Genomic DNA, 5,271 nt, shown 5'->3' with positions numbered 1-5,271 from the left:
CCCGCGACCCCCGGCGTGACAGGCCGGTATTCTAACCGACTGAACTACCGCTGCGCGTAACACTTAGAGCGAGATGGTGGGTGATGACGGGATCGAACCGCCGACCCGCTGCTTGTAAGGCAGCTGCTCTCCCAGCTGAGCTAATCACCCTTCACTCTCGGTGTGGCGCGCATTCTACGGAGCGACCTAACCTCTGGCAAGCACTTTTTTAAATAATTTTTATAATCCTTCCAAAGGCTTAGCGCAGGGTTGGCCGCAAGGTGATTGCAGCGAATAATGCCCCCCTTTGTATAGAAGGAGAGATTCACCTCATGTGGTTCAAAAACCTGCTTGTCTACCGCCTGACCCAGGATCTGCCTTTTGACGCCGAAGCACTCGAAACTGCCTTGGCGACTAAACCGGCACGCGCCTGCGCCAGCCAGGAGTTGACCACTTACGGTTTCGTTGCCCCTTTCGGCAAAGGCGAAGATGCACCATTGGTACACGTCAGTGGCGACTTCTTGCTGATCAGCGCACGTAAAGAAGAACGCATCCTGCCCGGCAGCGTTGTGCGTGACGCACTGAAGGAAAAGGTCGAAGAGATCGAAGCCGAACAGATGCGCAAGGTTTACAAGAAGGAACGCGAGCAGATCAAGGATGAAATCATCCAGGCGTTCCTGCCGCGTGCCTTTATCCGTCGCTCATCGACCTTCGCCGCTATCGCGCCGAAGCAGGGTCTGATTCTGGTCAACTCGGCCAGCCCGAAACGCGCCGAAGACCTGCTATCGACCCTGCGTGAAGTGATCGGCACCCTGCCTGTTCGTCCGCTGACTGTCAAAACCGCGCCGACTGCGGTCATGACCGAGTGGGTCACCACGCAAAAAGCCGCCGACAACTTCTTTGTGCTGGACGAGTGCGAACTGCGCGACACCCACGAAGATGGCGGCATCGTGCGTTGCAAGCGTCAGGACCTGACCAGCGACGAAATCCAGCTGCACCTGAGCACTGGCAAAGTCGTGACTCAATTGTCCCTGGCCTGGCAGGACAAGCTGTCCTTCATGCTCGACGACAAGATGACCGTCAAACGCCTGAAGTTCGAGGATCTGCTGCAGGATCAGGCTGAACAGGACGGCGGCGACGAAGCCCTGGGTCAACTGGATGCCAGCTTTACCCTGATGATGCTGACCTTCGGCGAGTTCCTGCCGGAGCTGTTCGAAGCCCTGGGCGGTGAAGAGATTCCGCAGGGGATTTAACGCAGAACCTGGACCACCCCCTGTGAGCGGTGCTTGCCCGCGATAAGGCTGGACGCGATCTAGAGTGAACCGCGTTCAGCCTTATCGCGGACAAGCACCGCTCCCACAAAAGTAGTCCGGAACCACCTCAACCCAATAAAAAAGGACCCTCGCCATGCGTACATTGGCAACCCTGAGTCGTTTTGTCGGTAATACCTTTGCGTACTGGGTGCTACTGTTCGCCATTCTGGCGTTCGTGTTCCCGCAGTGGTTCATCGGCCTCAAAACCCTGATCGTGCCGCTGCTGGGTCTGGTGATGTTCGGCATGGGCCTGACCCTCAAGCTTGACGACTTTTCTGAAGTTGCCCGGCATCCATGGCGCGTGGCTCTGGGTGTGGTGGCGCATTTCGTGATCATGCCGGGCGTGGCGTGGTTGTTGTGCCAGGTCTTTCACCTGCCGCCGGAAATTGCGGTTGGCGTGATTCTGGTGGGGTGCTGCCCGAGCGGCACGTCTTCCAACGTCATGGCATGGCTGGCCAAAGGCGATCTGGCTTTGGCCGTGGCCATCGCAGCGGTTACTACCCTGCTCGCGCCGCTGCTGACGCCGACCCTGATCTGGTTCCTGGCTTCGGCCTGGTTGCCGGTGTCCTTCATGGATATGTTCTGGTCAATCCTTCAGTTGGTGATGCTGCCTATCGTGCTGGGCGTGGTTGCTCAGCGTCTGCTGGGCGCGCGGGTCACTTACGCGATTGATGTTCTGCCGCTGATTTCGGTGGTCAGCATCGTCATGATCGTGTGTGCAGTGGTTGCCGCCAGCCAGGCGAAAATTGCTGAATCCGGGCTGCTGATCATGGCCGTGGTGATTCTGCACAACACCTTTGGTTTCCTGCTGGGTTACTTCACCGGCAAGGTCTTCAAGCTGCCACTGCCACAACGCAAATCACTGGCGCTGGAAGTCGGCATGCAGAACTCCGGCCTGGGTGCCGCCCTGGCCAGCGCGCACTTCTCGCCGCTGGCCGCCGTGCCAAGCGCGCTGTTCAGCGTTTGGCACAACATTTCCGGTGCCTTGCTTTCGACTTACTTCCGCAAGATGAAGGATGAGCCGGAGCCGGTGGTGTCAAAGGCTTCAGTGGCTGACTGATTAAATCGACGCAATAAAAAAGGGGAGCCCATGGGCTCCCCTTTTTTATTGCTTACGCTGTTACCAGAAGGTCCCGCGCAGGGTCAGCATGTGGTTGCGAGGCTCGCCGTACCAGTTGGTAGGGAAAGTCGAGCCGACCGTGGCGTAGTAGTTTTTGTCGAAGATGTTGTTGGCGTTATAGGTAACGGTCCAGTGTTCATCAACGCGATACTCCGCCAGCGCGCTCCAGACTGCATAGCCAGGCTGATCGAAGTCGTAGTTGCTGGTCACGCCGTTGTAGGTCACGGAACCACTCAGGTAATTGGAGCTTTGGGCAGTCACGCCGCCGCCGATTTTGAAGTCTGAAAGCACGCCGGGCAGACGATAGGTGGAGAACACCTTGAACAAATGCTTGGGTGTCACAGTGCTCAGCGGCGCGCTGGAGTCCTTATTGCGGTTGATGTTGTAGGTGTAACCCGCCATCACCATCCAGTCCGGGAGAATTTCACCCGATGCTTCAAGATCGATACCCCTGCTCACCACCTCGCCACTGCTGACCCAGCAGCAACTGCCCGAGAAGGCGTAGTCGTTGACCGGGTAGCTGTTATCACGCACACCTTCGTTTTCACGTTTGGTGTAATAGAGCGCGAAGTTGGTATTGACCGCCCCGCCGAACAATTCACCTTTCAGACCGGTTTCAAAGGTCTTGCCTTCCAGCGCCTCCATCGGCGTACCCGGCAATGGACCTTGCAGCCGGTTGATCTGCGGTTTGTAGATCTTCGAGTAGCTGCCGTAGACCGACCACTCGTCATTCAAGTCATAAACCACACCGCCAAAAGGCGTGACTTTGGTCGGCGCGCGCATGGAAATATCCGATTGCGGCGTCCAGACCGTGCCAACGCGGGTCTGGTAAGTCTGGTCGAACTTGTAGCGCTGTACCCGCGCGCCAAGGATCAGGTGCAGAGGTTCAGCCAGTTGCAGACGCAGGGTGCTGTAAAGCCCGTATTGCGTCTGGTTGTTAGGCTTGTAATCGCGACTGTAGTTGTAGTCGTCCGCTGGCTCCGGAAACGGCGTGCTGTCGGGATCGAAGACATTGAGTGGCTGGCCCGCTGCGGCAAATCGGCCGGTACCCAGCCAGCGGCTGGTGATGTCCTGATAGTCAGCGCCTACTACCAGCGAGTGCTTGAGACCAAAGGCCTCGAAGTTTCCGGACACGTTGGTATCCCACATGCGCTGCTGGTTTTCTTGCTTGACCTGAGTGCCGTACCAGATCAGACCGCCGCCAGTGACCGGGTTGACCCCGGCACCGTTGGAGGTCGCGCTCTTGAAGTAACCGTTGTCCCACAGGTCGGTGTAGGAAACGTTGAGTTTCCAGTCATCATTGAACTTGTGGTCGATCTTGGCGAAGACTTCACGGCCGGTGGCATCGGTGTAAGCCCAGTTCTGGGTCAGGCCGGTGTGACGCGGCAGCTTGAGGTCGGAGCCATCTACATAGCGCGGCACCGAGCTCTGCGTGCCGTTCTCGTGGGCTTTGTTGTAACGCACACCGAAGGTGAGCATGGTGTCGTCGGTGACGTCTGCTTCCAGGACGCCGTAAACAAACGGCTTCTCGGTGCTGCGGTTATCGACGAAGTATTGCCGGTCAGTGTTGGCCACCACCATGCGACCGCGCAGTTTGCCGTCGAAGGCAATCGGGCCAGTCACGTCCAGTTCCTGGCGATAGTTGTCCCAGCTGCCGGCCGAAGCCGTGAGTTTCAGCTGGAACGCGTCCCTCGGGCGCTTGCGAACCATGTTGACGAGACCGCCCGGATCGCCGGTGCCACCGAACAGCGCGGCCGAACCACGCAGCACTTCGATGTGGTCGAACTCGGCCAGGTCATAGACGTTGGATGAATAGAAACTGCCCATCGCACTGCCCTGTGCCATGGGCGCGGCGCCGTCGAGCTGGAAGTTCTGGATCGAGAACCCACGGGACAGAATGTCAGCCGTGCGGTAGGTGTTGTTCTGCACCGTGATGCCCGGCGTAGCGCGCATGGCATCGTTGATGTCGGTCATCTGCTGATCGGCGATGAGCTGCTGGCTGACAATGGAGATCGATTGCGGCGTCTCACGCAAGCTGGTTGGCGTTTTGGAGCCGACGCTGGTCAGACCGGTGGTGTAAGACCCCGAATTCTCAGTAGCCATGCCCATGCCCTGGCCTTGAATCGTGGTCTCACCCAGCTCCATGGCGGCCATTGGCGCGCCATTTTCGCTGAGGTAAATCGTGTTGTTCTCGATACGGTAATCCAGTCCGGCATTACGCAGCAGCAGACCCAGTGCAGCGCCAGGCTCCAGATCACCTTTGACCGCGGCGGACTTTTTGCCGCTGACCATTTCAGGGCGGTACAACACCTGCAAACCGGTCTGCGCGCCCAGGGCATTGAGGGCTGCATCCAGCGGCTGGGCGGGAATATTCACCGGGCGGACCTCGGCGAATGCACCAGCACTGACACCTAACGCAAGGCCCAGCACCATGGCCGAAGCAGAAGAGCGCCAGCAAGGCATCGGTATGCTTAACAACCGCCGTGCGGGTATGTTGTCTGTGGATTTCATGCGATGTATCACCCCGGTTGGAACGTTAAGTTTGGCAGGCCGCGTTCTCTGCTGGATCACTGGCCTCGGAAATAAGTGGTTGATCGCTACCTGCGCACAGACGCACACCCTTGAGATAAACGCGCAGTGAACACGTATCGAACTCCAAATAAACGAACCGGCGAGATGAAAATTAGCGGAATGTGAAAATATTGTTAATAACTCTACCAAACCAGCTTTTGTAGGAGCGCGCTTGCCCGCGATGGCGTCAGGTCAGGCAACACATTTGTTGCTGATACACCGCATCGCAGGCAAGCTGAACTGGCCTAATGATTCCGGACACCTCTTAAGGGCGATATGATTTCGCCC

Annotated in this window: 3 protein-coding genes and 1 tRNA gene; 2 read left to right on the top strand and 2 right to left on the bottom strand. The window is 57.8% G+C overall.

Features of this window, described 5'->3' with window-relative positions; translation table 11 throughout:
- Positions 1 to 74: 74 nt before the first annotated feature.
- Positions 75 to 150: transfer RNA gene (locus IV01_RS02605), tRNA-Val, on the bottom strand.
- Between the two features lie 161 nt (positions 151 to 311).
- Here IV01_RS02605 and rdgC point away from each other — a divergent pair.
- Both rdgC and IV01_RS02615 read left to right on the top strand, forming a co-directional pair.
- Positions 312 to 1,232, top strand: a complete 921-nt coding sequence (rdgC, locus tag IV01_RS02610; protein ID WP_032631333.1) for a recombination-associated protein RdgC — start codon at positions 312 to 314, stop codon at positions 1,230 to 1,232.
- A 154-nt stretch (positions 1,233 to 1,386) separates the two neighbouring features.
- Complete coding sequence (locus IV01_RS02615) at positions 1,387 to 2,352, top strand: bile acid:sodium symporter family protein (protein ID WP_032631332.1); 966 nt, start codon at positions 1,387 to 1,389, stop codon at positions 2,350 to 2,352.
- Between the two features lie 60 nt (positions 2,353 to 2,412).
- Here IV01_RS02615 and IV01_RS02620 read toward each other — a convergent pair whose 3' ends face one another.
- Complete coding sequence (locus tag IV01_RS02620) at positions 2,413 to 4,923, bottom strand: TonB-dependent siderophore receptor (RefSeq protein ID WP_418903565.1); 2,511 nt, start codon at positions 4,921 to 4,923, stop codon at positions 2,413 to 2,415.
- Positions 4,924 to 5,271: the final 348 nt, after the last annotated feature.

The organism is Pseudomonas syringae, assembly GCF_000737245.1.
Taxonomy (GTDB): Bacteria; Pseudomonadota; Gammaproteobacteria; order Pseudomonadales; family Pseudomonadaceae; genus Aquipseudomonas; species Aquipseudomonas syringae_J.
This window is presented reverse-complemented; position numbering and strand designations above follow the sequence as displayed.